Origin of the sequence: Phreatobacter oligotrophus (genome assembly GCF_003046185.1) — a bacterium.
GTDB classification, from domain to species: Bacteria; Pseudomonadota; Alphaproteobacteria; order Rhizobiales; family Phreatobacteraceae; genus Phreatobacter; species Phreatobacter oligotrophus.
Genome location: NZ_PZZL01000005.1, coordinates 92,503 through 117,971 on the forward strand (window position 1 = coordinate 92,503; position 25,469 = coordinate 117,971).

The 25,469-nt window shown below is 68.9% G+C and carries 24 protein-coding genes; 11 read left to right on the forward strand and 13 right to left on the reverse strand.

Features of this window, described 5'->3' with window-relative positions; all coding sequences use genetic code 11:
• Window positions 1–48: 48 nt before the first annotated feature.
• Window positions 49–975, forward strand: a complete 927-nt coding sequence (locus tag C8P69_RS12715; RefSeq protein ID WP_108177715.1) for a polysaccharide deacetylase family protein — start codon at window positions 49–51, stop codon at window positions 973–975.
• A 17-nt stretch (window positions 976–992) separates the two neighbouring features.
• Here C8P69_RS12715 and C8P69_RS12720 read toward each other — a convergent pair whose 3' ends face one another.
• The 5 genes from C8P69_RS12720 to C8P69_RS12740 all read right to left on the reverse strand — a co-directional run bounded on the left by C8P69_RS12720 (window position 993) and on the right by C8P69_RS12740 (window position 6,526).
• Window positions 993–2,024: an ABC transporter substrate-binding protein gene (locus tag C8P69_RS12720; RefSeq protein WP_108178115.1), complete on the reverse strand. Its 1,032-nt coding sequence runs from the start codon at window positions 2,022–2,024 to the stop codon at window positions 993–995.
• Window positions 2,025–2,152: 128 nt separating this feature from the next.
• Window positions 2,153–2,956: a DUF2189 domain-containing protein gene (locus C8P69_RS12725; RefSeq protein ID WP_245902017.1), complete on the reverse strand. Its 804-nt coding sequence runs from the start codon at window positions 2,954–2,956 to the stop codon at window positions 2,153–2,155.
• A 148-nt stretch (window positions 2,957–3,104) separates the two neighbouring features.
• Window positions 3,105–4,109, reverse strand: a complete 1,005-nt coding sequence (locus tag C8P69_RS12730) for an NAD(P)H-dependent flavin oxidoreductase (RefSeq protein ID WP_108177717.1) — start codon at window positions 4,107–4,109, stop codon at window positions 3,105–3,107.
• Between the two features lie 106 nt (window positions 4,110–4,215).
• Window positions 4,216–5,790, reverse strand: a complete 1,575-nt coding sequence (locus C8P69_RS12735; RefSeq protein ID WP_108177719.1) for a cryptochrome/photolyase family protein — start codon at window positions 5,788–5,790, stop codon at window positions 4,216–4,218.
• A gap of 4 nt (window positions 5,791–5,794) precedes the next feature.
• Window positions 5,795–6,526, reverse strand: coding sequence for an SDR family NAD(P)-dependent oxidoreductase (locus tag C8P69_RS12740; protein WP_108177721.1), 732 nt, complete (start codon window positions 6,524–6,526; stop codon window positions 5,795–5,797).
• A 99-nt stretch (window positions 6,527–6,625) separates the two neighbouring features.
• Here C8P69_RS12740 and C8P69_RS12745 point away from each other — a divergent pair, with 99 nt between their 5' ends.
• Entirely contained in the window at window positions 6,626–6,799 is a 174-nt protein-coding gene (locus tag C8P69_RS12745; RefSeq protein WP_211353825.1) for a DUF2256 domain-containing protein, read from the forward strand.
• A gap of 6 nt (window positions 6,800–6,805) precedes the next feature.
• Here the strand turns inward: C8P69_RS12745 and flbD are convergent, their stop codons facing one another.
• Genes flbD through fliF form a run of 5 tightly spaced genes read right to left on the reverse strand, consistent with a single transcriptional unit; the run spans window position 6,806 to window position 11,989 of the window.
• The gene (gene flbD, locus C8P69_RS12750; protein WP_108177723.1) at window positions 6,806–8,185 is read right to left on the reverse strand and encodes a sigma-54-dependent transcriptional regulator FlbD; all 1,380 of its coding nucleotides are present in this window, start codon (window positions 8,183–8,185) and stop codon (window positions 6,806–6,808) included.
• A gap of 13 nt (window positions 8,186–8,198) precedes the next feature.
• Window positions 8,199–8,510, reverse strand: a complete 312-nt coding sequence (gene fliN / locus C8P69_RS12755; RefSeq protein WP_245902045.1) for a flagellar motor switch protein FliN — start codon at window positions 8,508–8,510, stop codon at window positions 8,199–8,201.
• Between the two features lie 50 nt (window positions 8,511–8,560).
• Complete coding sequence (locus tag C8P69_RS12760) at window positions 8,561–9,199, reverse strand: FliH/SctL family protein (protein ID WP_108177725.1); 639 nt, start codon at window positions 9,197–9,199, stop codon at window positions 8,561–8,563.
• 10 nt (window positions 9,200–9,209) lie between these two features.
• A complete protein-coding gene (gene fliG / locus C8P69_RS12765) occupies window positions 9,210–10,295 on the reverse strand; it encodes a flagellar motor switch protein FliG (RefSeq protein ID WP_245902018.1) in 1,086 nt (361 codons plus the stop codon).
• Complete coding sequence (fliF, locus tag C8P69_RS12770) at window positions 10,292–11,989, reverse strand: flagellar basal-body MS-ring/collar protein FliF (protein WP_108177727.1); 1,698 nt, start codon at window positions 11,987–11,989, stop codon at window positions 10,292–10,294. The genes fliG and fliF overlap by 4 nt, the downstream gene beginning before the upstream one ends.
• Before the next feature lie 497 nt (window positions 11,990–12,486).
• On the opposite strand from fliF, the gene C8P69_RS12775 reads away from it, so the two are divergent.
• Both C8P69_RS12775 and flhA read left to right on the forward strand, forming a co-directional pair.
• Window positions 12,487–12,708, forward strand: coding sequence for a hypothetical protein (locus C8P69_RS12775; RefSeq protein ID WP_108177728.1), 222 nt, complete (start codon window positions 12,487–12,489; stop codon window positions 12,706–12,708).
• 202 nt (window positions 12,709–12,910) lie between these two features.
• Complete coding sequence (gene flhA / locus C8P69_RS12780) at window positions 12,911–15,034, forward strand: flagellar biosynthesis protein FlhA (protein ID WP_108177730.1); 2,124 nt, start codon at window positions 12,911–12,913, stop codon at window positions 15,032–15,034.
• A 16-nt stretch (window positions 15,035–15,050) separates the two neighbouring features.
• Here flhA and C8P69_RS12785 read toward each other — a convergent pair whose 3' ends face one another.
• On the reverse strand, window positions 15,051–16,085 hold the full coding sequence (locus C8P69_RS12785; RefSeq protein WP_108177732.1) for an alpha/beta hydrolase: 1,035 nt from the start codon (window positions 16,083–16,085) through the stop codon (window positions 15,051–15,053).
• Window positions 16,086–16,317: 232 nt separating this feature from the next.
• Here C8P69_RS12785 and C8P69_RS12790 point away from each other — a divergent pair, with 232 nt between their 5' ends.
• On the forward strand, window positions 16,318–16,731 hold the full coding sequence (locus C8P69_RS12790) for a tautomerase family protein (RefSeq protein ID WP_108177735.1): 414 nt from the start codon (window positions 16,318–16,320) through the stop codon (window positions 16,729–16,731).
• A gap of 278 nt (window positions 16,732–17,009) precedes the next feature.
• On the opposite strand, the gene C8P69_RS12795 is transcribed toward C8P69_RS12790, so the two are convergent.
• Together C8P69_RS12795 and C8P69_RS12800 are read right to left on the reverse strand one after the other, a co-directional pair.
• Window positions 17,010–17,795 carry a hypothetical protein gene (locus C8P69_RS12795; RefSeq protein WP_108177737.1) on the reverse strand — a complete coding sequence of 262 codons (786 nt, stop codon included), beginning with the start codon at window positions 17,793–17,795 and terminating at the stop codon, window positions 17,010–17,012.
• Between the two features lie 10 nt (window positions 17,796–17,805).
• A complete protein-coding gene (locus tag C8P69_RS12800; protein ID WP_170118232.1) occupies window positions 17,806–19,833 on the reverse strand; it encodes an OmpA family protein in 2,028 nt (675 codons plus the stop codon).
• Window positions 19,834–19,988: 155 nt separating this feature from the next.
• On the opposite strand from C8P69_RS12800, the gene fliK reads away from it, so the two are divergent.
• From fliK to C8P69_RS12830, 6 genes are all read left to right on the forward strand, one after another.
• Window positions 19,989–21,518 carry a flagellar hook-length control protein FliK gene (gene fliK, locus C8P69_RS12805; RefSeq protein ID WP_108177741.1) on the forward strand — a complete coding sequence of 510 codons (1,530 nt, stop codon included), beginning with the start codon at window positions 19,989–19,991 and terminating at the stop codon, window positions 21,516–21,518.
• Window positions 21,515–21,796, forward strand: coding sequence for an EscU/YscU/HrcU family type III secretion system export apparatus switch protein (locus C8P69_RS12810; protein ID WP_108177743.1), 282 nt, complete (start codon window positions 21,515–21,517; stop codon window positions 21,794–21,796). The genes fliK and C8P69_RS12810 overlap by 4 nt, the downstream gene beginning before the upstream one ends.
• A 91-nt stretch (window positions 21,797–21,887) precedes the next feature.
• A complete protein-coding gene (locus tag C8P69_RS12815) occupies window positions 21,888–23,618 on the forward strand; it encodes an AMP-binding protein (protein WP_108177745.1) in 1,731 nt (576 codons plus the stop codon).
• A 99-nt stretch (window positions 23,619–23,717) separates the two neighbouring features.
• Window positions 23,718–24,404, forward strand: coding sequence for a nitrile hydratase subunit alpha (gene nthA / locus C8P69_RS12820; RefSeq protein ID WP_108177747.1), 687 nt, complete (start codon window positions 23,718–23,720; stop codon window positions 24,402–24,404).
• Window positions 24,401–25,063, forward strand: a complete 663-nt coding sequence (gene nthB, locus C8P69_RS12825) for a nitrile hydratase subunit beta (RefSeq protein WP_108177749.1) — start codon at window positions 24,401–24,403, stop codon at window positions 25,061–25,063. The genes nthA and nthB overlap by 4 nt, the downstream gene beginning before the upstream one ends.
• Window positions 25,060–25,428, forward strand: coding sequence for a nitrile hydratase accessory protein (locus C8P69_RS12830; RefSeq protein ID WP_108177751.1), 369 nt, complete (start codon window positions 25,060–25,062; stop codon window positions 25,426–25,428). Before nthB ends, C8P69_RS12830 begins: the two co-directional genes overlap by 4 nt.
• Window positions 25,429–25,469 lie beyond the last annotated feature (41 nt).

The following is a 25,469-nucleotide window of genomic DNA, read 5'->3' on the forward strand; positions in this document are numbered from 1 at the left end:
CCTCATGCGCCCCGCGGGCCCTCCCCGCCACCACAAGAGACGGATCCAATGTCCGACGCGTCCACCCCGCCCGTCCTTCCCAGCCACGGCCGCTACGCCTACAGCGCCATCACCAGGCGCCCCGTCTATGACTGGCCGGAGGGCAAGCGCCTCGCCCTCTATCTCGGCGTGAACCTCGAGCATTTCGCCTTCGGCACCGGGCTTGGCGCCGAGCTCGCCCCCGGCGGCCCGCAGCCCGACGTGCTGAACTATGCCTGGCGCGACTATGGCAACCGCGTCGGCGTCTGGCGGATGATCGAGCTCTTCGACCAGCTCTGCCTGCCGACTTCGGTCCTCGTGAACTCCTCCATCTACGCCTACTGCCCGGAGGTGATGGAGGCGTTTCGCGCGCGCGGCGACGAGATCCTCGGCCACGGCCGCACCAATTCCGAGCGGCAGGGCATTCTCGAGGAGGCTGGCGAGAAGACCCTGATCGAGGAGACGACGGCCGTCATCCGCGCCGCCGAGGGCAAGGCGCCGAAGGGCTGGCTCGGACCCTGGATCTCGCAGAGCCACGTCACGCCGGACCTGCTGGCCGAGGCCGGCTACACCTATCTCCTCGACTGGTGCCAGGACGACCAGCCCATCTGGTTCGCCACCCGCAACAACGGGCGCATCCTCTCCCTGCCCTATCCGCAGGAGCTGAACGACATCCCCGCCATCGTCGCGCGCAAGGACTCGGCGAGCCAGTTCGCCGACATGATCATCGACCAGTTCGACGAGATGCTGGAGCAGTCCAAGGCCATGCCGCTGGTCATGGGCATCGCGCTGCACCCCTACATCGTCGGCCAGCCCTATCGGCTGCGGCAGCTGCGCCGGGCTCTGGCCCATATCGTGGCGAAGCGCGACGAGGTCTGGGTCACCACGGCCGGGGCCATCGCGGCCCATGTCGCGGCGCTGCCCGAGGGCATCATCCCGGGATCGCGGGGGGCCTGAGCCCCCCGCTGCCGCGGTCAGGTCATCCGGTAGCTCATCTCGCGCTCCGAGCGCGCGGGGAGGAACGCCCGGTTGAACACCTCGGCCGGCGAGGGTGCGCGCGGCAGCTCGTAGCCGGTGACCACCATGCCGATGGCGCGGGCGAGGCGATCATCCTTCACGTCGCCGGCGCCGATCTCCTTGAGCTCCGGCGAGACGATCAGCTTGTCGAAGGCGTACTGCAGCCGGCGCTTCTCGACGGGGATGTTGACCAGGCCGTCATAGTTGCGGACCGCCGCCATGCCCATTTCCTGGTCGCCCGCGACCTCGAGATTGGCGCGGTTGACAGCGCGCACGAGGCCGGCCACGGCCTGCGGGTTCTCGCGGATCAGCTTCTGCGAGACCATCATGCCGTTGGAATAGAGGTCGAGGCCGTAGTCGCCGAAGGCGAACCAGACGAAGTCCTTGTCGGGGTCCTGCCGGTTGAGCACCAGGTTGAAGTAGCTGGTGATGTTGAAGACCAGCGCCGCGTCGATCTGGCCCTGGATCAGCATGGGCTCCTGCAGGTTCGGCGCCATGCTGGTGACGGTCAGCTTCGACAGGTCGAGATTGTTGGCGCGGGCGAAGACCGGCAGCAGGCGGGTCGTGGGCGTGCCCGGGGCGCCGCCGAGCTTCTTGCCTTCGAGGTCCTTGATGGTGGTGATGCCGGCCGACTTCTTCGCCACGAAGGAGAAGGGCGGCTGGTTCCACATCTGGTAGACCATGACCGGGGTCTCGGTCGGCCGCGTCGCTGCATTCTGAATGATCGCATTGATGTCGCCGAAGCCTGCATCATAGGCACCGCCCATGATGCGGGTGACGGTGGCGCCCGAGCCCTCGCCCTGGTCGATGGTCACGTCGAGGCCGGCGGCGCGGAAATAGCCCTTGTCGCGGGCGACGAAATAGGGGGCGTCGGAGCCCTGGGTCTTCCAGCCCAGCGTGAACTTGATGGGCGTCAGCGTCTGCGCACGCACGGCCGGGGCAAAGAGGGCGAGCCCGAGGCCGGCCGTGGCGGCGCGCCGCGAGATCATGTGGCTTGGGGTCTTGCCGATGGTCATGGGTCTGGCTCCGCTGGTGGGCCGCAGGGCGCGGCCGATCCGTCACGGCGCGGTTTCACGCAAGAACTTTGCCATATGGGGCAGACAGCTCGCCGCAGGCGTCAGCCGGCGGGCGGGAAGCTCACCAGCCGCCGGTAGAGATGCCAGGTCGCATGGCCCCAGAGCGGCAGGACGAGGAGCAGCCCGGCGAAGAACGGCGTCATGGCGAGGAAGACCGTCACCGCGGTGATCGCCCCCCATCCCAGCATCACCGTCGGGCTCGCCTGGACCGTGCGCACCGAGGTGATGATCGCGGTCACCACGTCGTAGTCGCGGTCGAGGAGGAGCGGGAAGGACACGACAGTGATGGAGAAGGTGAACAGCGCCATGCAGGCGCCGACGCAGGTCCCGACGGCGAGGAACGTCCAGCCGTCGGTGGTGAGGAACAGCGCCTTGGCGAAGAGCACTGGATCGAGGCTCGCGAAGCCGAAGAACAGCGCGTAGAGCATCCGCACCTGGTACATCCAGATGATGAAGATGAAGATGGTGAGGAAGGCTAGCCAGGAGAGCTCCCGCCCGCCCTGCCGCCAGACCGTGCCGAGCACCGCGCTCCAGGTCGGCGTGACGCCCTGCTCCCGCAGGCGCGACACCTCATAGAGGCCGACCGCCACGAAGGGGCCGATCAGCGCGAAGCCGGCGGCGAGCGGAAACACCGCCCAAGCGTAACCGAACTGCGCCGGCAGGATGATGAGCGCGAGGCCGCCGAGCCAGTAGATCGCCCCGAAGAACAGTCCGAAGAGCGGCGCAGCCTTGAGGTCGGCCCAGCCGGCCTCCAGCGCTCCCTTGATGTCGTCGATGGTCGCGGCGCGCACCATCGGCTCCGGCTGGCGCGGCAAGGCGGCGGCGGCATCATTCACGTCGGTCATGGCAGGGCTCCCCGAAAGCATGTTGGCCCGCCTGCGGTGACACCGCGGCGGCATGGTTCAACCGCCGGCGTCGAGGCCGGCGGCAGTCGGGGGATGGGTCAAGGATGGCGCGGCGGACCGCGCCGTCAAGAGTTTTGGGGGACTGCTCTCAGCTGGCGAGGCGCTGGGCCGTCTTCAGCGGCCAGGAGGTGACGCCCTGCAGGCTGCGATAGGCCTCGGCATATTCGCGCTTCAGCCGGGCGATGAACTCGCCGGCGCTCTCCACCGCCTTGATGGCGCCGATGCCCTGGCCGGAGCCCCAGATGTCGCGCCAGGCCTTGCTCTTCTCCGAACCGCCGGAGCCAAAGCTCATCTTGGACGGATCGCTCTCCGGCAGGTTGTCCGGATCCATGCCCGCATTGACGATGGAGGCGCGCAGGTAGTTGCCGTGCACGCCGGTGAAGAGGTTGGAATAGACGATGTCGCCGGCCGTGCCCTCGACGATGGCGTTCTTGTAGGCCTCGGAGGCATTGGCCTCCTTCGTGGCGATGAAGGCCGAGCCCATATAACCGACATCGGCGCCCATGGCCTGGGCCGCAAGGATCGAGCGGCCGGTGGCGATGGCGCCCGACAGCGCCAGGGGCCCATCGAAGAACTCGCGGATCTCCTGGATCAGCGCCAGCGGCGACAGCGTGCCGGCATGGCCGCCGGCGCCCGCAGCCACCGCGATCAGGCCATCGGCGCCCTTCTCCAGCGCCTTCTTGGCGTGGGTGATGTTGATGATGTCGTGGAAGGTGATGCCGCCATAGGAATGCACCGCCTCGTTGATCTCGGGCCGCGCACCGAGCGAGGTGATGACCACCGGCACCTTGTATTTCACGCACAGCTCCATGTCGTGCATGAGCCGGTCGTTGGACTTGTGGACGATCTGGTTCACAGCGAAGGGCGCCGAGGGAGCGTTCGGATGCGCCTCGTCATAGGCGCCGAGCTCTTCGGTGATGCGCTTCAGCCAGTCCTCCAGCACCGGGCCGGGCCGGGCGTTCAGCGCCGGGAAGGAGCCGACGATGCCGGCCTTGCACTGGGCGATGACGAGGTCCGGATTCGACACGATGAACAGCGGCGAGCCGATCAGCGGCAGCTGGAGCCGGCTGGCGAGCGAAGCGGGAAGAGCCATGGGGAGCGTTCCGGACCAATTGTTTCGTGACGTGTATCGACACGACGCATGAAAGCCGATCGACCGGGATGAGGGAAGCCCCGCCGGACGGCGGAGGCCGGCGGCGTCAGATGTCGAGGGCCATCTGGCCGGCCTTCGCCGCGGGCCTGGTCGGCTCCGGCGAGAGCGCGTCGAGAAAGGCTTCCGCCTCCTCAAGGATCTGCGCCTTGCGGCCGGCCTCCATCTTCTCCCAGGTCTTGTAGGGCATGGCCATGCGGGGGTTGCCCTTGAGCTTGCCCGCATTGGCGTCGATGAAGTGCCAGTAGAGCAGGTTGAAGGGGCAGGCCCCCTCCCCGACCTTCACCTTCGGGTCATAGGCGCAGCCGGCGCAATAGTCGGACATGCGGTCGATATAGGCCCCCGACGCCGCATAGGGCTTGGAGGCGAGCAGGCCACCGTCGGCGAACATCACCATCCCGTGGACATTCGGCAGCTCGACCCAGTCGAAGGCGTCGACATAGACGGCGAGATACCAGGCCTCGATCTCCGCCGGGCGGATACCGGCGAGCAGCGCGAAATTGCCGGTGACCATGAGCCGCTGGATATGGTGGGCATAGGCGTGGCGGCGGGTGTCGCCGACCACCTCGGCGATACAGGCGAGATCCGTCTCGCCGGACCAGTAGAACCACGGCAGCGGGCGGGTCGCACCCAGCGCGTTGGTCTCGGCATAGGCCGGCATTTGGTGCCAGTAGATGCCGCGGACATATTCCCGCCAGCCTAGGATCTGGCGGATGAAGCCCTCGACCGCATTGAGCGGCGCGGCGCCCCTGCGATAGGCGCTCTCCGCCGCGAGGCAGACCTCGCGCGCCGTCAGCAGGCCGGCATTGAGATAGGGCGAGACGAGGCCGTGATAGAGGAAGGGCTCCCCGCGCTTCATCGCGTCCTGCACGTCGCCGAAGAACGGCAGCGCCTCGGTGATGAAATGGTCGAGCGCCTCAAGCGCATCGGGGCGGGTGACGGCCCAGCCGAAAGGCTCGAGGTCACCGAAATGGTCGGGGCAGCGCGACGCGACCAGGGCCATCACTTCGCGGGTGATGGCATCGGGCGCGAAGCGCAGCCGGGAGGGCAGCCGCGCGCCTTTCGGCAGCGGCTTGCGGTTGTCGGCATCGAAGTTCCATTGCCCGCCGACCGGCTCGCCCTCTTCCATGAGAAGGCCCGTCTCCCGCCGCATCTCCCGATAGAAGAACTCCATGCGGAAGCCCTTGCGGCCCTCGGCCCAGCGGGCGAAACGGCCGCGCGAGGCGATGAAGCGGTCGTCCTCGCGGATCTCCACCGGCAGGCCGGTCTCCGCGCCCCATGTCTCCATCATGGCGCGGACGCGCCACTCGCCCGGCTCGGTCGCGACGATGCGCTCGACCGCGTGGCGGGCCAGCGCCCGCTTCAGCTCGCCGGTGAAGCTGCCGGTGTTCTCGGGATCATCGAGGCGGACGTAATCAACCGCGATGCCCTCGGCCTTCAGCTCCTCGGCGAAGTGCCGCATCGCCGAGAGGATGAAGACGATCTTCTGCTTGTGGTGCGGCACGTAGCGGGTCTCGTCCGCTACCTCGACCATCAGCACCACGTCGCGGGCCGGGTCGAGGCCATCCAGAGCCGCGACCTCGCGCGTCAGCTGGTCGCCGAGGACGACGCGCAGGACGGCCACGTCTTCAGCCCTTGGTGCGCAGCATGGAGCGGCCGCCATCGACGCCGATGATCTGGCCCGTGATCCAGCCGGCATCGCGGTCGAGGAGGAGCGCGCCGAGCGCCGCGACATCATCCGCCTCGCCGAGGCGCGGGATCGCATGCAGCGCGGCGATGGCCTTGGCCATGGTCTCGTTGGAGGTCAGGCCCTGCGCCAGCGGCGTGCGGGTGAGCGAGGGGGCGACGCAATTGACGCGGATCTTCGGCGCGAGCTCTGCGGCGAGCGCCACGGTGAGCCCCTCGACGGCACCCTTGGCCATGGAGACGGAGGCATGGGCGGAGAAGCCCTGCGCCACCGCGACCGTCGAAACGAGCAGGATGGAGGCGGTCTCGCCCTCATAGGCCTTCAGGGCGGGAAGAGCCGCCTGGACCGCGCGGACCGCGCCCAGCGCATTGATCTCGAAATCCCGGGTGAAATCGGCATCCGTCAGCCGCGCCACCGGCTTCAGGTTGATGGAGCCAACGCAATAGGCAAGGCCGGCAAGGCTCGGGCCGGCGGCGGCCGTGGCGGTGGCGATGGCCTCGCGGTCAGTGACGTCGGCGGCGGTCCAGGTGGCGCCGATCTCGCCGGCGAGCGCCGCGAGGCGATCGGCGTCCCGCGAGACCAGATGGACGCCATAGCCCTTCGCACGCAGCCGCCGCGCCAGCGCCGATCCGATGCCGCCCGCGCCGCCGTAGATGAGATAGGTGTCCGCCATGATGCCCTGCCTGCCGCCGGCCGAGCCCGATGCTCAAGCCCGCCGGTGAGGGTGATACGCGTCAGGGCGGGGGGCGGTTCAGGGGAAGGGAGTGCCGGCGTGGCGAAGATGATCCGCAAGGCGGACCTGCCGACCAAGACTTGCGCCAGCTGCGGCCGGCCTTTCGCCTGGCGCAAGAAGTGGGAGCGCGTCTGGGACGAGGTCCGCTATTGCTCGGACCGCTGCCGTGGCGCCCGCCCCTCGGCGAAGGGCGGGCAGACGAAGGCATCGTAATCCGGCTCAGCCGTAGCGGGCCTCATAGCGCGCCTCGCCCTGCGGCGGCGGCGGAATGGCATGGCCCTCGTCGGCATACTGGTTCAGCTTGTTGCGCAGCGTCCGGATCGAAATGCCGAGGATGTTCGCGGCATGGGTCCGGTTCCCCAGCGTGTGGCCGAGCGTGTCGAGGATGAGGTCGCGCTCGACATCCGCCACCGTGCGGCCGACGAGGCCACGCGTCACGGCTTCCGCTGCGATCGCCGCCTGCGCCGCCACCGCATCGGGGCCGCGGCGCTCGTCGAGGCGGGCGCCATCGGGGGTGCGGATGGCGTCGACATCGATCTCAGGACCGGTCGAGAGCAGCACGGCGCGATGCAGCGTGTTCTCGAGCTCGCGGACATTGCCCGGCCAGCGGGCGACGGTCAGCTGCCGGCGCGCCTCGGCCGAGAGCACTTTCGGCGGCATACCGTTGGCCTCGGCATATTTCTTGGCGAAATGGCCGGCGAGTTCGAGGATGTCGGCCGGGCGCTCGCGCAGCGGCGGCAGCTTCAGGTTCACGACGTTGAGGCGGTAGAGCAGGTCCTCGCGGAAGGTGCCCTTGCGCACTTCCTCGGAGAGGTTGCGGTTGGAGGTGGCGAGGATGCGGATGTCCACCGGCACGGGCCGGGTGCCGCCGACGCGGTCGATCACCCGCTCCTGGATGGCGCGCAGCAGCTTCGACTGCAGGCGGATGTCCATCTCGGAAATTTCGTCGAGCAGCAGCGTGCCGCCATTGGCCTCCTCGAACTTGCCGACGCGGCGGGCAACCGCGCCGGTGAAGGCGCCCTTCTCATGGCCGAAGAGCTCGCTCTCCAGGAGATTGTCGGGGATCGCCGCGCAGTTCACCGCGACGAAGGGCGCCTTGGCGCGGTTCGACTTGGCGTGGACGTAGCGGGCGAGCACTTCCTTGCCCGTGCCGCTCTCGCCGGTGATGAGGATGGAGGCTTCCGAGGCCGCCACCTGGTTGGCGAGCTGGACGACCCGGGCCATGGCCTCGTCGCGGTAGATCAGCTGCTTGGCATCGTCCGCCACCGCAGCCAGGACGGCGGCGATCAGCTCCGGATCGGGCGGCAGCGGGATGTATTCCTTGGCGCCCGCATGGATGGCGGCGACCGCGGCGCGCGCATCGTTCGAGGTGCCGCAGGCCACCACCGGCACCGCGATCATCTCGTCGGCGAAGGCCTGGACGAGCTGGCGCACATCCACCGCCACGTCGATCATGACGAGGTCGGCGCCCTTGGCGCGCATGACGCGGAGCGCGGTTTCCACGTCCTCCGCATTGGTGACGGCCGCGCCCTTCTCCACCGCCATCTTGGTGGCGATGGAGAGCTGGCCCTTGAGAGTTCCGACGATCAGGAGTCGCATCGTCCCGGTCCCTTCAGCGTTCGGCCTTGATGATTTCAGTCATGGTCACGCCGAGACGGTCCTCGACGAGGACCACCTCGCCGCGGGCGACGAGACGATCGTTCACATAGATGTCGATGGCTTCACCGACCTTGCGGTCGAGCTCCAGCACGGTGCCGGGACCGAGCTTCAGCAGCTCGCCCACATCCATGCGGGAGCGCCCCAGCACGGCGGAGACGTTGACGGGAACGTCGAAGATGGCCTCCAGATCGGCCGCCTCCTTCGCTGCCGCGTCATCGTCGCCTTCGACGGGAAAGCCGGCATTGGCGCCGGGAACGACGTCCATCCCCTCGCTCTCGAGATCGGGAAGGGTCATGCCGGGATCATTCGGGTTGCTCATGAGAAGTCTCCGGTCACGGCATGGCTGGAGGCGATGTAGCGGCCGACCGCCTCGGCGATCCGGGCGGCAATCTCGTCGCGGTCGAGCATGATGCCGCCCGTCGACCATTCGATGCGGCAGTCACCGACCGCGATGGACGGTTCGGCGAGGATGACGAGGCGCCCGTCGAAGCCGCGCTCCGCGGCAAGGCGCGTCAGCTCGGTGCTGGCATCATCGAGCAGGGCATCGTTCACGCGGACGACGAGATGCGGCACGCCGCGCAGGTTGGCGAAGCAATCAGCGACCAGGCGGCGGATCTCGTCCATCGGCTCGCGCGCCACCAGCGTGCCGGCGAGCTTGTTGGCGACCGCCACAGCGATGTCGATGGCCTCGGCCTCGAGCCGGCCCTCGATGCGCTCCAGCGCCGCCACCGCCCCGTCGAGCCGGTCGCCGAGCACGCCCAGTGCCAGCGCCCGCTGCCGCTCGATGGAGGCCATGGCCTGCGCTTCGCCGGCGACAAAGCCGGCGGCCTGCCCTTCCTGGCGGGCCAGCGCGAGGAGCTGGTGATGATCCGTCAACGCGATCTTCGGCTCGGCGGCGCGTTTCGCCTCCTGCGCGAATTCCGTGTCGAAGAGGAATTTGACCGGTGCCGCCACGTTCCGTTCCTCAGAAGACCAGTTCGTCGTCGGCGCGATTCTTGGTGATCATGATCTCGCCCTTGGCGGCGAGATCCTTGGCGAGGTTGACCAGGATGCCCTGGGCCTCGTCGACGTCCTTCAGACGCATCGGACCCAGCGCCTGCATGTCGTCCTGCATCATCTTCGCCGCGCGGGTCGACATCTGCGCGAGGAAGAAGTCGCGCATGGTCTGGCTGGCGCCCTTGAGCGCGACGGCGAGCTTGTCCTTGTCGACCTGGCGGACCAGCGTCTGCGCCGAGCCGGCATCGAGCTTGGCGAGATCGTCGAAGGTGAACATGAGATTCTTGATGCGCTCGGCGGAGTCGCGGTTCTGCTCCTCCAGCGCGGTCAGGAAGCGCGTCTCGGTCTGGCGGTCGAAGGAGTTGAAGATCTCCGCCATGGCCTCGTGGCTGTCGCGCCGCGAGGTCTGCGAAAGGTTCGACATGAACTCGGTGCGCAGCGTCTGCTCGATGCGCTCCAGCACGTCCTTCTGGATCGCCTCCATCTTCAGCATGCGGCCGACGACGTCGAGGGCGAACTCCTCGGGCAGGATGGCGAGGACGCGGCCGGCATGCTCCGGCTTGATCTTGGACAGCACGACCGCGACCGTCTGCGGGTACTCGTTCTTCAGGTAGTTGGCGAGCACCTGCTCCTGCACGTTGGAGAGCTTCTCCCACATGTTGCGGCCCGCCGGGCCCCGGATCTCCTCCATCAGCATGGAGACGCGCTCGGGCGGCATGAACTGGGCGAGGAGGCGCTCGGTCGCGTCGAAATTGCCCATCAGGCCGCCGGCAGCCGACAGGCGCCCGACGAATTCGAGCATGAGGCTTTCGACCACATCCGGCTCGACAGTGCCGAGCTGCGACATGGCGATGGAAAGCACGCGGATCTCGTCGTCGTCGAGCAGCTTCCAGATGCGCGCCGAGACCTTGTCACCGAGCGTCAGCATGAGGATCGCGGCACGCTGTTGACCGGTGAGGTTCTTGGCGGCGAGGGTGTTCACGCGCCCGTCGCTGGCGAGGGCGGCAAGGGCCTGTGTGAATTCGGCGTCGCGTTGGATCTGGGCAACGGTCACTGCTTCGGCTCCGCGTCATTCAGCCACTGACGAATGATGGCCACGGTCTCATGCGGGTTCTTGTCGACGAGCTCGCTCACCTTGGTGAGGGAGGCCTGGTGCACCTCGCCCTTGATCTGCGCCATCTCGATCATCTTCATCGTGGCGTTCTCGATGCCGGGGACGAGCGGTGGGGCTGCGAGCTTGCCGGCGGTCACGCCCTCTTCGCCCTCGGCGTTGCCGCCCGCGGCCCCCGATGCGCCGCCCGCCGCGCCGCCGCCGGCGGATGAAGCGCCTGCGGCGATGGCGGCCGCGCGCTCTTCCTCCGGCGCCATGATGCGGCGCATCAGCGGCCGGACCACGAAGAGCAGCACGAGGAGCGACACCAGCAGCAGCACCGCCATCTCGATGGCGTAGCGGATGTCGTCCTTGGTGAAATCGTAGACCATCCACCAGGGCTTCGGCGCCTCGGGAGCGGCGAGCTGCGGCGCCTCGGCAAAGCGCAGGTTGACAATCTCGATCTGGTCGCCGCGGCGCTGGTCGAAGCCGATGGCCGAGCGCACCAGCGCGCCGATGCGGTCGAGCTCCTCGGCCGAGCGCGGCTGGTAGTTGACGTTGCCCTGCGCGTCGCGGGCATAGATGCCGTCGACCAGCACCGCCACCGAGACACGCTTCACCCGGCCCGCCTCGATCACCTCGGTCCGCTGGGTGCGGGCGATCTCGTAATTGACCGTTTCCTCGGTCTTGCGGCTCGCCTCGCGGGAATTGTTGCCGGCGCCGCCCTGGTTGGCGCCGGGCAGTTCGTTGCCCACCGTGACCTGGCCCTCGCGGCCCTCGTTGGAGCTCGACTGCTCCTCGCGGGTCTGGGTCGATCGCACGACGCGGCGCTCCGGGTCGAAATCGTCGAGCGTCTGGGTGATGCGGTTGAAGTCCATGTCGGCCGTGACCTGGACCCGGGCGCGGCCGGGGCCGACCACCGAGGCGATGATGCTCTCGACCTGTTCGCGCAGGCGGCGCTCCTGGCCGGCCTTCCGCTCGTCCACCGTCGAGCCCATCATGCCCGAGGCATCGCCCGCACCATCGGCGAGAAGGCGGCCGCCCTCGTCGACGATGGAAATGCGCTGCGGCGACAGGCCGCGCACGGCGGAGGCGACAAGGTGGCGGATGGCGCGGATCTGCGCCGGCTCGAGGCCGCCGCGCACCCGCAAGACGATGGAGGCCGAGGGCTCGGAGCGCTCGCGGGAGAACAGCGCCCGCTCGGGAAGGACGAGATGGACACGGGCGCTCTGCACGCGCTCGATGCCGCGGATGGTGCGGGCAAGCTCGCCCTCGAGGGCGCGCAGCTGGTTCATGCCCTGGACGAAGGAGGTCGAGGAGAGCGCATCGCCCTTGTCGAAGATCTCGTAGCCGACGCCGCCGCCGCGCGGCATGCCGCCCTCGGCGAGCTGCAGGCGGACGCGGGCCACCTGGTCCTGCGGCACGAAGACCTGTGCGCCGTCATTGCGCAGCTGGAAGCGCACCTGGCGGCGCTCCAGCTCCTTCACGATGGCGGAGGAGTCTTCGAGGGTGAGGTCCGAGAACAGCAGCGACATCTGCGGCTGGCTCATCCTCAAGATGATATAGACGAAGAAGCCGACGAGGCCGAGCGCGACCGCGCCCATGGCCGCCAGCCGCGGGGCCCCCAGTTTCTTCGTGAACTCCAGCATGCCGTTCAAGACGCCACCAGCCGCCCGATGAAGCTTCGTCCGGCGCCGCGCCGAACCGCTGGGCAAGATTTGCCGGGTTGGTGGTTACCGGATGGTTAACGCGGCGACGCTTTTCGGCTCGGGCGGTGTTGTTCCGCCTTCAAAGGTGCCGGACCGAGTGACGGGGGTCGTCGGCGGCTGTCACACCGTCAGCATGTGGAACCGTACTGGAGGCCGGACGGCAATCTCTGACACGTCATCACAACCCGCACGAAATCCCTCTCTCGAGGATTGACCCTCGGGTCGATGGTGATTTCCCATCGCACGGTCTCAGTGGCAGTTGGAGCGGCAAAGCCGTTCACTGCTGTAGACGTCGTGGCCTCCTTCATGATCCTGCAACCCTGCAGACAACGGGACTCGTAACCCAGCAACAAGCCACTCGCGCCCTCACGGATCGCAAATTCTCGGATTGCTTCTTCCAGTCTCTCGCCTTTGTGCCCTCCAGAAGTCCAGGAGGAGGGCAGGCCATGCTCATTCACAACGCGATCCAAGGGGCGGTGATCGAGATCGGAGCCATGAATATGCACGGCGATCCACGAACATCCGCCCAAGAGACCTATCAGGGGGAAAAACAAAAGGGTAATCCTGAAGGGTCTGAGCAAACCAAAATCCATTGGGACATTTCCATTCGCGACCGGCGCTCGCACAGGAATAGCAGCAAGATCCATACAAGCCTGATGCTACACTAGTCATGACCGGCAAAGTCAACGTCAAGACTGCTATATCACTGGCCGCATTCTGGCCATGACGCGGGCAATCATCCTGCCCTCCGGCGCCGTTCGCACGGTCGCACCCTGCGTCCAGTTCGCGCACCCCGATTTAACCCCCCGTTAACCACACGCCCGGCAAATCTTGCCGGGCCCGTTCACCTTTGCGGGCCGGGGACCCCGCATGACCGATGTGACGTCAGGATCGCGGCCAGCCAACGCCATCGGCATGAATGCCGGCGACGTGGCAGCCTGGCTGCGCCGGCCGGACCTGTGGATGGCCGCGGGTGTCATCGGCATCCTGATCATCCTGATCTTCCCGCTGCCGGCGATCATCCTCGACCTGATGCTGGCGGTGTCGATCATCTCCTCGGTCATGATCCTCATGACCGCGCTGTTCATTCACAAGCCGCTGGAATTCTCCTCCTTCCCGACGGTGCTGCTCATCGCCACCATGCTGCGGCTGGCGCTGAACCTCGCCTCGACGCGCCTCATCCTGTCGCATGGCCACGAGGGCACGGCGGCCGCCGGCCACGTCATCGAGGCCTTCGGCAATTTCGTGATGGGTGGCTCCTTCGTCATCGGCATCATCGTCTTCGCCATCCTGGTGATCGTGAACTTCATCGTCATCACCAAGGGCTCGGGCCGCATCGCCGAAGTCGCGGCGCGCTTCTCCCTCGACGCCATGCCCGGCAAGCAGATGGCGATCGACGCCGACCTGTCGGCCGGCCTCATCGACGAGAAGACCGCCAAGACCCGCCGCAAGGAGCTGGAGGACGAAAGCGCCTTCTACGGCGCCATGGACGGCGCCTCGAAATTCGTGAAGGGCGACGCCATTGCCGGCCTGCTCATCACCTTCATCAACATCATCGCCGGCCTCATCATCGGCGTCGCCCAGCAGGGCATGCCCTTCATGGAGGCGGCCCGCACCTACACGATCCTGACGGTCGGCGACGGCCTCGTCAGCCAGATCCCGGCGCTGGTCATCTCGACCGCGGCCGGCCTGCTCGTCTCCAAGGCCGGCGTCACCGGCTCGGCCGACCAGGCCATGATGAAGCAGCTGACAGGCTATCCGAAGGCGCTCGGCCTCTCCGCCGCCGTCATGGGCGCCATGGCGCTGCTGCCCGGCATTCCCTTCATTCCCTTCGCCGGCCTCGCGGCGCTCGCCGGCTATGCCGCCTACACGCTCGGCGAGGAGGCCAAGCGCCTGTCGCGGGAGGCCGAGGCGACCGTGGCCACCGAGGCGGCCGCCGCCGCGGCGCCGCCGGCCGAGGAGCCCATCGCCTCGATCCTGAAGATCGACGACCTGAAGATCGAGCTTGGCTACGGCCTGCTGCCGCTCGTCCAGTCCGAGGGCGGTTCGGACCGCCTGACCGACCAGATCAAGGCGCTGCGCCGCCAGCTGGCCGCCGACATGGGCTTCGTCATGCCCTCGGTGCGCATCCTCGACAACGTCCAACTGCCGCCGAACCAGTACATCATCCGCGTCAAGGAGGTGGATGCCGGCCAGGGCCAGATCTGGCCGATGCAGTACATGGTCATGGATCCGGCCGGCGGCCGCGTCGATCTCCCCGGCGTCCACACGACCGAGCCGACCTTCGGCCTGCCGGCGACCTGGGTCGATGCCGCGCTGAAGGAAGAGGCGAGCGTGCGCGGCTACACGGTGGTCGATGCGGCCACCGTGCTCTCGACCCACCTCACCGAGATCCTCAAGGCCAATGTCTCCGATCTCCTCAGCTATTCCGAGGTGCAGAAGCTGCTCAAGGACCTCCCGAAGGAGCAGGGCGACCTCGTCAAGGACATCGTCCCCGGCCAGATCACCATTTCCGGCATCCAGCGCGTGCTGCAGGCCCTCCTCACCGAGCGCGTCTCGATCCGCGACCTGCCGACCATCCTCGAGGGCATTGCCGAGGCGGTCGCCTTCACCCGCTCGCCCTCGCAGATCGCCGAGCATGTGCGCACGCGCCTCGCCCGCCAGCTCTGCGCCCAGTTCGCCGGCATGGATGGCGGCCTCGCCCTCATCGCCCTGTCGCCGCAATGGGAGCAGGCCTTCGCCGACTCCATCGTCGGCCAGGGCGACGACCGCCAGCTCGCCATGCAGCCCTCGCGCCTGTCGGAATTCATCATGCTGGTGCGCGACGCCTTCGAGGACGCCGCGCGCATGGGCGAGGCGCCGGTGCTCCTCACCAGCCCGGGCATCCGGCCCTTCGTGCGCTCCATCGTCGAGCGCTTCCGCGCCCAGACGCCGGTACTCAGCCAGGCGGAAATCCATCCCCGCGTCAGGCTGAAGACCGTCGGCAGCGTCTGAGGCGGGAGGGTGCCCTCTACTGCCAGAGGCCCTTTCGCTGTAGCCAAGTCTGGATGAGCTGGGCGACGTCGCCGGAATTGCGGTCCATCATCAGCATATGGCTATTGCCGCGAATGCCGGCCGCCGGCAGGTCCACGACATCGACCGAACCACCTGCAGCTCTGATCCGCTCGGCAAAGGCCACGCCGTTACGCCGGATCGTCGGCCAGCGGCTGTCCTGCTCGATGAAGTCCCCATAGATCATCAGCGAAGGAATGCTCTTGAGCACGTCAACCTTCGCGGGATCGCCGAAACCGGCAGGCTCGACGGCGACCAGTGCCAGGACCTTGTCGGGACGGGCCTGGGCCACCTTGAAACCGAACTGCCCAGCCTGGCTGTGGAACACGATCACGCAGGGACAGACCTTGTCGACCAGCGCCACATAGGCCGCGATCGTCGGCTCGTCGGTGGTGGTCCAGCGCGGCGAGAGCTGGCGCGGGAACTGGTCATAGGCCTCGACCGGAAACTGGCTGCCGGGCAGCACCCGGCGCTTCGCCGGATCATCGCTATAGGAGCCCTCGCCCTGGCCGATGCGAAACCGCTCGAACGGGTTGCCGATCGGCACGTGAATCGCGGGAGCGGACCAGACCTCCGGCGGTGCCCAGCCGGACCGGCCCCGCTCGACCGCATCGGAATTGTAGACCGTCCAGCCCCGCCGGAGAAACCAGTTGAGCCAGCCTTCCCGGCCATCGGGCGTCGTCTCGTAGGTGACGCCAGACAGTCCGCCGCCGTGCCACAGCAGCAGCGGCACCCGCCCGCGCTGCGCCCGCGGCCGGAACCATTGCACATACATCTGCTCGACGGCATAGCGACCGTTGGGGTCGACCTTCGCCGGCGTGCCGCCGGGCGTGAAGGTGATCTCGCGCACCGGCTGGCCGGTGATCTCGGCGAGACGCCCGCCCACATGGAATGAGCCCATGCCGACGATCTCCAGCGGCGGCTCCTCCGCCATTGCCGGCACGGCCGCAAGAGCCAGAACACCTGCAAAAACAGCGCAATAGAAACGGTTCATCGCAATCCTCCCGGCAGGACTTATCGCGTCACTGCTCGACCGCGACTATCCGAACGGGGTCCAGGGCGGTCAACGATCACGGCCGCAAGGCATCCACGCGCGGCCGTGACAGAGTGGCTCTATTCATTCCGTTTCGTCACAACTGAGACTTGGAAGCAGATAATTGTTTCCATGAGGGAACGGATCGATCGTGATCCCGCGCCGCCGACCGGCGCCGTTCACGGAGGTTCCCATGCCCATCATCCAGGTGAAGTTCGCAACGCCCGCACCCGTCGCCCCGGCCCCGAAGGCCATCGCCGAGACCGTCGTCCGCCTCACCGCCGAGATCCTGCGCAAGCGGCCGGACCTCACGGCCGTGACCATCGACGAGGTTCCCGCCACCCACTGGTTCGTCGCCGGCCCGTCGCTCGCCGAGCAGGGCAAGGCCTCGTTCTTCCTCGACATCAAGATCGTCGATGGCACCAACACCAAGGACGAGAAGGCCGCCTATGTCGCCGCCATCTTCGCCGCCATGGCGGACCTGCTCGGCGACCTGCATCCCGAAAGCTACGTCTATGTCCACGATGTCCGGGCGGAGGCCTATGGCTTCGGTGGCCGCACCCAGGAGCATCGCTACATCGCCGGGCGGCTGTCGCAGGCCGCCTGAGGCCGCCCCGCGCCGGGACGGCCGGTTAACCTTTCCTTCAGGCTTTCCTCGACGCGAGGCCCGCCTCCGCTACAACGGAAGGCCAAGGGGCTTCGGCCCCGGCAACCTCTCGCCGATGGGGCTCCGCATGTCTCCGACCCAGGCCGTGGCGGCCACGATCACCGCCAACTTCGTCGTCTGGACGCTCATCATCGTCGCTGGCGTCCACTACTTCATCTGACCGCAAAGGCTCTTGCCGATGCACCCCAAGCCCCGGCCCCGGCCGGGGCTTTGTCGTTTCAGGCGTCGGGCGTGCTCGGGATTTCGCCGCGCCTGACCTTCTCGGCATGGGCGGTGGTGCCGCCGCTCGCGAGGAGCTTCGCCTGGCCGATCCAGTCCTCCCGCTCGATGCGGCCGGGAAAGGCGAGATAGCCGCCGACCCAGAGGGCCTCCTGCGGCGTCCAGGCCGCGATCTGGTCGAAATGGTAGATGCCGAGCTCATGCAGCTTGCGCTCGTTCTGCGGGCCGATGCCGCGAATGAGCTCGAGTTCGTCGGGCTTGCCGGCGCGCGGTGCGGTCTCTCCAACCGGCTTCGTGCCCTGCGCCATGGCCTCGGCGGCGGTCGGCTGGGGCGCCGGCGTCGCAGCCGCTGCCTGGGGCGCCGCGGCCGCCGCGGCGTTGCGCCGCTCGGCGGCATCGCCGACGAGGCGCGCGACGGATCCCGTCGCATCGGCCACGGCCTTGACCGCGCCGGCCGTCGAGGTCGCGGCCCCCACCATGTCGCCGAGCGGCGAGCCGACACTGTCCTCGACCTTGTCGGTGAAGACGCGCAGGAAGGCGCCGACGACGCAGCCGATCAAATAGGCGCCGATGAAGAGCACGGCCGTGTCGAGCCACAGGCCCGGCCGGCCCGGCACCCATTTAAGCGCCGCCGCCACCACCATCAGCGCGAAGGCGATCATCGCCGCCGCGGCAAGCGGGCTCGGGCCCTCGTCCTCCTTGTCGGAGGTCACCCAGCCCACGGCGAGCCCGCCGACGAGGGCCACGACGAGCGGAAGGGCGAAGGTCTGGACCAGATAGAGCATCGCCCCCTCCTCAGTTGCGCGGCCGCACGTGGAACTCGACCCGCCGGTTCAGCGCCCGGCCGGCCTCGCTGTCGTTCGGCGCGACCGGCCGCATCGCGGCATAGCCGACCACGACCAGGCTGTCCGCGGACACGCCGCGCCGCAGGAGCTCCTCGCGCATGATCGCGGCCCGGTCCTCCGAGAGCTTCTGGTTGCCGCCCGTCCAGTTGTGGATGTCGGCATGGCCGGCGATCTCGATCCGCTCGTCCGGCGCGCAGCGCTTGATGGCGGCGGCCAGGCGGTCGAGCACCGCCCCGTGCTCGGCCTTCTGCTCGGCGCGCCAGTAGTCGAAGAGGATGCGGTCACCCTCGAGCGCCGTCTGGATGATGACGGAACAGTCCGGCCGCGGTGCGGGCGGCGCCGGGGGCGGCGGCGCGACGGGCGCCGCTGCCGTTGCCAGCGAGGGGGCCGGAACCGGCGGAGGCGGTGGCGGCGGGGTCAGGTCGGCCGCCAGCGGCGGCGCCTCGGGGGGCGAGGGGATCGCCGCCTCCACCTCGACAGGCGGAGTGGGAGGCGGCGGCGGCGTGAGGTCCACGGCCAGCGGCGGCGGCGGTGGGGGCGGCGGGATGTCGGCGACCGGCAGGGCGATGTCGGTGATGCCGACCACCGGCGGCCCGAGGCCGGCCACCGCTTCCCGGATCTGCACGGCAAGGGCGGCATCGCTGGCCCGCCCCGCGAGGGTCAGCCGGTTGCCGGTGAGCTGCACCGAGCCTTCCGTGAGACGGAGGAGCTGGGTCAGGGCCGTCTCGGTCAGGAGACCGAAATCGACGCCGCTCGGAAAACCGGAGGCGAGCCGCGTCTCGTCGGAAACGGTCATGCCGCCGGCGAGGCGGCGCGCCAGCGCCATGACCCGGTCCCGCGCCTCGGCGGAAGGCGCAAAGCCCATCAGCGTGACGCCGTCGGGACCGCGCCGCGCGCTCCAGGTAAAGGGGCTGATCACGGGGGGCGCGACGATGAGGTCGCCCATCGTGTAGCCGTCGTTCCGGCCGCGCACCGCAGCGGCGAGCGTCTCGAAGGCTTCGTGGTTCGCGGCAACACCGGTGAAGGAATAGACCGTGCCGGCAATGCGCGCCGCACCGTTCGCCAGGCCCTTGAGCTGCTCGATGGCCGCAAGGGCCTTGGCCTCCAACGCCGCAGGCAGCGTCGGAACCACCGTCATGGCGTCGGTGACCGGGCCGGTCGTCGCCGCACGGGCGGCCGCAAGAATGCGCTGGCGCGCCTCCTCGGACGGCACGGATCCCTCCAGCCGGATCGCCCCGTCCTCCGCCTTGATCACCGACCAGTCCGCGACCGGCGGGAGGATGGCGGCCGGGGCCGGCGGCGGCTCGGCGGCGGCTGGGGTCGGGACGGTGACGTTGATGCCCCCGGTGGTGACGCCCTGCGGCAGCGTGGCGAGCGCCCGTTCGATGTCCGACTTGGCGGCGGCATCGGCCGCCGTGCCGGTGAAGCGGAAGGCATTGCCCGCAATGCTCGCCGAACCCGGCGTCACCTTGCCGAGCTGGGCGATGCCCATCTCCGCCGCACGGGTGGCGGCAGCGGGAATGTCGCGGGCGAGCGTCATGAGGTCGCTGACCTCGGCACCGGGGAAGGCCTTGCGGGCCGCCTCGACCAGCCGGGCGCGGGCGCCATCGGGCGCCACCTGCCCGGAGAGGACAATGATTTGGCCCTCGCGCCGGGCCGACCAGCCGAAGGGATTGGCAGGGGCGAGGAAATCATTGGCGGCATCGGCGCGGCGGATGCCGAACTGCGCTTCCGACAGATCCTCGGCGCGGGGGGCCGCGTCGAGCTCGGGAGCCGTGCCGGTGATGATGGCGTCGCGGCCGCGCATGGTCACCTGCGCCCAGGGCTTGCCGTCGACGGTGGAGACCGCCCCGATCGCATCGGTGGCGCGGCGGGCAAGGTCGGCCTCGATGGCCTCCTGCTTCGACCACAGCACACCGCCGGCCAGCAGCGCCAGCGGCAGGAGACCGGGAAGCCAGCGACGCGGCTGATGCAACATGAACTCGCCCTCATTCCATCGCCGCCGACCGGCGCCGGCTGTCCGGAACGGCGAAATCTCCTTACGGAAGATCGACGAAGTCAAGATCGGCCTTTGCGAATCGGTCATTATTCCCGGCGCAGGCTGCGCTTCCGCCTCCAGTCCGGGAGGATCACGTGAACGTCGAGGCCATCAGGTCCAGTCCGGCCGTCACGGCCCTCACCGCCGGCCCCCCCGCCGCGGCGCTGGAAGCGCTTGGCCTCAAGGCCGGCGACACCGTCGCGGTGAAGGTCGCGGCCATGACCGCCGAGGGCCTCGCCCGGCTCATGGTCGGCGGCGGTACGCTCGAGGTGAAGACCGATCGGCCGCTGACGCCCGGCACGACCTTGAACCTGACGGTCCAGCAGGACGGCGCGGCGGTGAAGCTGATGCTGGCCATGCCGGCGACGACCCCGGGTGCGGCCTCATCGGGTCCAACGCCCTCGTCGACGACAGCCCAGCCCGGCCTGCCGGCTGCCCCCGCTGCGCCCGCTCAGGGACCGGCCGCATCGCCCTCGCCCTCGCCGGCTGGCGCTCCGCTTCCCCTGCCCCCTCAGGCAACCGTCGCCGCAGCCGTCGTCGACCTGCTCGCCCGCGGCCTCGTGCCCGCCGCCACCGCCCAGCTGGGCGACGGCGCACGCGTGGCGCTCGCCGCCCGGGGCGCGCCGGCGACGACCCTCGTGGCCCTCGACAGCGAGACCGACACCTCGCCCGCCGCCCTCAAGGTCGCGGTGACCGAGGGGGTGCGTGCTGCCGCCGGTCGACAGGAGAGTCTCGCCACGCTCTTCGCCGATCTCGGCGCAGCTGGCCGCGGGGCCAATGCGAAGCTCCTGCCCCAGCCCGTCGCCAATGCCCTGGCGGAGGTCCTCGGCTTCCGCATCTCGCTGGAGAGCCTCGCGACGCCGAAAGGGCTTCAGGCCGCGCTCGCCAATGCCGGGACGCTCATGGAGGCGCGGCTCGCCGCCCTGCCCGAGGGGGCCCCGCTGCCCCCGGACCTGAAGACGGCGCTGCTGCGGCTGCGCTCGGCGCTGACCGACTGGACAGCCACCCTGCCCGACACGTCCGGCGAGACGCCGAAGCCCGCCGCGCACGAGAAACCGCCGATCCGCGGCGCCCTACCCCATGGCCAACCGCCGCAGCCGGCGACGCTGGCCGATGGCGTCCCGGCCAGTGAGCTTGCGCGCACCCTCACCGAGCGCACCGAGGCGGCGCTCGCCCGCCTCACCCTTCTGCAAGCGGCCTCGCTGCCCGACGGCCAGGCGCCGCGTGCCGAGGCGGCAGCCCAGACCCTGCAGATGGAAGTGCCCCTCCGCCTCGGGGCGGAGACCGCCATCGCGCAGTTCCAGATCCAGCGCGACCCGCCCGAGCCTGATGAGCGGCGGCCCGGCGCGTCGGCGCAGCGCGGCTGGACCATGCGCCTCTCCCTTGACGCAGAGCCCCTCGGGCCCCTGCACGCGGCGATCCGCTGGCGCGATGGCCATGTCGGCGTCGATATCTGGGCCGAGCGCGCCGGCACCGCCGCGGCGCTCGATGCCGAACGCGCCAACCTGTCGGAGGCGCTGGAAGCCTCGGCCTTCGCCATCGATAGGCTGGTCATCGCCGAGGGACGGCCGCCGGACCCGAAGCCCGCGGCCGTCACGCCCCACCGGCTGGACCGCTCGTCATGAGCGAGGCGCCGGCAGCCGGAAAGCCCGCCATCGCCGTGGCGCTGGAATATGAGATCGGCAAGGACGCGGCCCCGCGCGTCACCGCCTCCGGCCGGGGCCTCGTGGCCGAGAAGATCATCGAGACCGCCCGCCAGCACGGCGTCGCCATCGAGGGCAATCCCATCCTCGCCGAGGCGCTGGCCGGCGTCGCCGTGGACGACCACATCCCCGAGGAGCTCTACCGCGCAGTGGCCGAGGTCATCGGCTTCGTCCTGCGCGCGGCCGGAAAACTGCGCTGACCTCACTCTTTCGGGCGGCATTTGGTCCGCTGGCGGGCCGAACGCGCTTGGACTATAGGCTGAAGGTCAAGAACATCCCCGGGAGGATTGCATGACCACCGTCGAAGCCGCCCCTGCTCGGCCCTGGACGAAATTCTATTCCGTCGGCATGCGGCACACGATCGACGAGGCCCCCCACCCGAACCTCGCGGCCATGGTCCGCTCGGTGGCGCGCACCTATGGCGGCAAGACGGCCTTCTCGCTGTGCCTGCCGAACGGCATGGGCGGCTCGCTCTCCTATGCCGAGATTGACCGGTGGTCGGACGCCTTCGCGCTCTACCTGCGCGATGTGCTGAAGCTGCCCGCCGGCGCCCGCGTCGCGCTGCAGACGCCCAACGCCCTCGCCTTCCCGATCGTCGCCTTCGGCACGTTCAAGGCCGGCTGCGTGCTGATCAACATCAATCCGCTCTACACGGCGGAGGAGATGGGCAAGGTCTTCGCCGACGGCGAACCCGACGTGCTCGTCATCATCGACATGTTCGCCGGCAAGCTGCCGGCGGCCTTCGCGATCCACACGGTGAAGACGGTCGTGATCTCCTCGATCACCGACTTCATGCCCTGGCTGCAGGGCACGCTCGTGAGCCTGGTGCAGAAGTACAAGGACAAGTCGGTGAAGCCGGCGCCGGTGCCGCACACCACCTTCCGCGCAGCTCTCGCTGCGGGCGAGGCGCGCAAGGGGTCCACCCCGATCGCCGCCTATGCCGAGAATGTCGGGCTCGATACGCTCGCCGTGCTCCAGTACACCGGCGGCACGACCGGCGTGTCCAAGGGCGCCATGCTGACGCACGGCAACCTCGTCATGAACATGGCCCAGTCGCTGGAGATGGTCGCCTCCAACATGGTCAAGGGCGAGGAGACCATCCTGACGGCGCTGCCGCTCTATCACATCTTCGCTTTCACGGTGAACATGCTGGGCTTCTGGTACCTTGGCGCGCACAACGTCATGGTGCCCAATCCGCGGCCGCTGACGAACCTGCAGAAGGCCTTCGAGAAATATCAGGTCTCGATGCTCACCGGCGTGAACACGCTGTTCAACGGCCTCAACAACGAGCCCTGGTTCCGTGACAACCCGCCCAAGGCGCTGAAGAGCTCCTGCGCCGGCGGCATGGCGCTGCAGGACGCCGTGGCCCGGCGCTGGCAGGAGGTCACGGGCACCCCGGTCATCGAGGGCTATGGCCTGACGGAATCCTCGCCAGTCCTGACCTTCAACCCGCTCGACGCGGTGAAGGAGGGCACGATCGGCGTTCCCGTCCCGTCCACCGACATCAAGTGCGTCGATGACGAGGGCCGCGAAGTGCCGCTCGGCCAGCCCGGCGAGCTCATCGCCAAGGGCCCGCAGATCATGGCGGGCTACTGGCGCAAGCCCGAGGAGACCGCCCGCACGATCCGCGACGGCTGGCTTTATACCGGCGACATCGCCACCCAGGACGAGGACGGCTATTTCCGCATCGTCGACCGCAAGAAGGACATGGTGCTGGTGTCCGGCTTCAACGTCTTCCCGAACGAGGTCGAGGACACGCTGGCCAAGCACCCGGCAGTGCTCGAGGTCGCCGTGGTGGGCGTGCCGGACGGCGCGGCGGGCGAGGCGGTGAAGGCCTTCATCGTCGTGAAGCCCGGCGCCGAGCTGACCTCCGACGAGGTCCGCGCCTTCTGCAAGGAGCACCTGACCAACTACAAGGTGCCGAAGCTCGTGGAGTTCCGTTCGGAACTGCCGAAGACCAATGTGGGCAAGATCCTGCGCAAGGACCTGCGCGCCGAGGAACTCGCCAAGGCCAAGGCCTGATGCGACATTCTACAACTTGATCCGTCGCGCGGCGGTCATCCCGCCGCGCCAGTTGCATCGGCTCCGGGCGCCGCTAACCTGCGGCACCCGGAGCGCGCCATGCACGACGATCACGACCACGATCACGACCACCATCATCACGCCCATGGTCACGGCCACCACCACGGTCATGACCATGACCATGACCACGACCACAGCGAACTCTCGCCCATGGATGCGCGGGTGCGGGCGCTGGAGACGATCCTGGTCGAGAAGGGCTATGTCGACCCGGCCGCGCTCGATGTCCTGATCGAGACCTACGAGACCAAGGTCGGCCCGCATAACGGCGCCCGCGTCGTGGCGAAGAGCTGGGTCGATCCGGCCTATCGCGCCCGGCTTCTGAAGGACGCGACGGCCGCCGTCGCCGAGCTCGGCTATATGGGCCGGCAGGGCGAGCATCTCGTGGCGGTCGAGAACACGCCCGACACCCACAACATGGTCGTCTGCACCCTGTGCTCCTGCTACCCGTGGCCGGTGCTGGGCCTGCCGCCGGTCTGGTACAAGTCGGCGCCCTACCGCGCCAAGGCGGTGCGCGATCCGCGCGGCGTACTGGCGGATTTCGGCGTCACCCTGCCCGCGGACAAGGCCATCAAGGTCTGGGATTCCACCGCCGAGGTCCGCTACCTCGTCATCCCCGAACGGCCGGCGGGAACGGAGGGGCTGTCGGAGGAGGACCTCGCCGCCCTCGTCACCCGTGACGCGATGATCGGCACCGGCCTTCCCCGCGCGCCGGAGACGGCGGCATGAGCTACGTGACCCATGCCGATCTCGGCGGCCGCAAGGACCTCGGCCCCATCCAGATCGAGACGGACGAGCCGCTGTTCCATTCGCGCTGGGAGGCGCGGGCCCTCGCCCTGACCCTCGCCATGGGCGCCACCGGCTCCTGGACCATCGACCAGTCGCGCGCCGCCCGTGAGCAGCAGCCGGGCTATCTCGGCATGAGCTATTATGAGATCTGGATCGGCGGCCTGGAACGGCTGATGGCCGACCGCGGCCTCGTCTCCGAGGCCGACCTGTCCGCCGGCCATGCCGTCGACCCGGCGAAGCCGGTGGCCCGCGTCCTCTCAGCGGAGGCCGTGCCGGCCGTGCTCGCTCGCGGAGGCCCGACCGAGCGTCCGGCGACGAGCCCCGCACGCTTTGCCGTCGACGACCGCGTCAGGACAGCCACCATGCCGGTCCCCAAGGGCCACACGCGCCTGCCGCGCTATGCCCAGGGCAAGACGGGGACGATCACCCATTGCCACGGGGTCCATGTCTTCGCCGACGCCAATGCCACGACGGCGGGTGAGGCGCCGGAATGGCTCTACACCGTGCGCTTCGACGGCACCGAGCTCTTCGGCGATGAGGCCGATCCCAAGACCAGCGTCTCCGTCGACGCCTGGGACAGCTATCTGAGCCCCGCATGACCGTGTCAGCCGCAACGCCCGACCTTGCCGCCCTGCCGCACATTCCCTGCGATGCCGAGGGACCGGTCTTCCGCGAGCCCTGGGAGGCGCATGCCTTCGCCCTCGCCGTGACGCTCCACCAGAAGGGCCTGTTCACCTGGCCGGAATGGGCCGAGGCCCTCTCGGCCGAGATCACCCGCGCCCAGGCGGATGGCGATCCGGACACCGGCGAGACCTATTACCGCCATTGGCTGAAGGCGCTCGAAGGCCTGGTGATCCGCCGCGGCGTCGCAACGCCGGCGGCGATCGAGGCGACGACCGAGGCCTGGCATGCCGCCGCGGCCGCAACGCCGCATGGCCAGCCGATCGTCCTGCCGGGCCGCTGAGCCCTGGGCGCCGGCATTGGAATAGGCCATGCGGTCTAGGC